The organism is Amycolatopsis thailandensis, assembly GCF_002234405.1.
In the GTDB taxonomy this organism is placed as follows: domain Bacteria; phylum Actinomycetota; class Actinomycetes; order Mycobacteriales; family Pseudonocardiaceae; genus Amycolatopsis; species Amycolatopsis thailandensis.
In genome coordinates, this window is record NZ_NMQT01000307.1 from 1 (window position 1) to 868 (window position 868).

Sequence of the window (868 nt, forward strand, 5' to 3'; positions counted from 1 at the left end):
AGCCCCCTAATCGCGACGCGCCCCCGGGATCGCGTTTAGCCCGCTAAACGCGACACGGCACCCAGATCGCGATTAGCCCGCGAAAGTCGACACGGCCCGGGCCTGGGCACGCCGGTGGCCGGAGCGCGATTAGCCCGCGAAAGGCGACGCGGGGCCGGGTGGGCGAAGGGGGCAAAGAGAAGGGCCCGGCTCTGGTGAGCCGGGCCCTGAAGTGCGGTGAAGCGGGTCAGTCGACCATCCACGAGTTGTTCGAGAAGTCGTCGTCGTCGAAGCCCTTGTCGTCGCGGGCATGACGACCCCGGCGACGCGCGGGCGTGCCGGGTGCGCCTGGCGAACCAGGAGCTTCGGGTGCCACGGCACTCGGAGCGGGCGTCGGCGCCGCGGCGGGCGGGACGTCCACCGTCGCCGGCATCCCGGGCACGCCGGGCGCGACCGGGAGAGGCGGCGGAGGAGGCACCGGCCGCGAAGTGTCGGGCCCCTGACGGGCACCGAACTCGGCGAACCGGGCATCCGGCTTGTCGTCGTCCTCGAGGTCGAAGCCGATCGTGTGGTTGCGGTCGGCGGTCGTCTTGCCGGTCAGCCAGCCGCCCGCTTCCTTGCTCCGCTTCCCCAATTCCTGCATGTGGGCGGCGTACTTGTCATGGATGGCGGCATCCTTCTGCATGGTCTCCGCCGCCTGGGCCTTGGCATCGGCGAGATGCCGCTCCCGTAGCCCGCGCTGCTCCATCTGCTCCGTGATGGCGGCGTCCTGCCTGGACATGGCGGCCGCCAGCCGGTCGACAGCGCTCATCGGTCCTCCCTCGTTCCCCGGCTACCGATCATCGCTCGTAGCTGATCGAGCGGTCGCCGCCCTCGTCGTCGAGCGAGC

The 868-nt window shown here is 71.2% G+C and carries 1 protein-coding gene; it reads right to left on the reverse strand.

The genetic code is table 11. The features are described from left to right. Positions 1-226 precede the first annotated feature (226 nt). Positions 227-790 (reverse strand): hypothetical protein, encoded by a 564-nt coding sequence (locus CFP71_RS42505; RefSeq protein WP_093939459.1) that lies wholly within the window; start codon positions 788-790, stop codon positions 227-229. Positions 791-868 lie beyond the last annotated feature (78 nt).

Bases quoted from the DNA above. Each gene is read 5' to 3' on its own strand.
- CFP71_RS42505 (WP_093939459.1), bottom strand. From the start codon at position 790: ATGAGCGCTGTCGACCGGCTGGCGGCCGCCATGTCCAGGCAGGACGCC.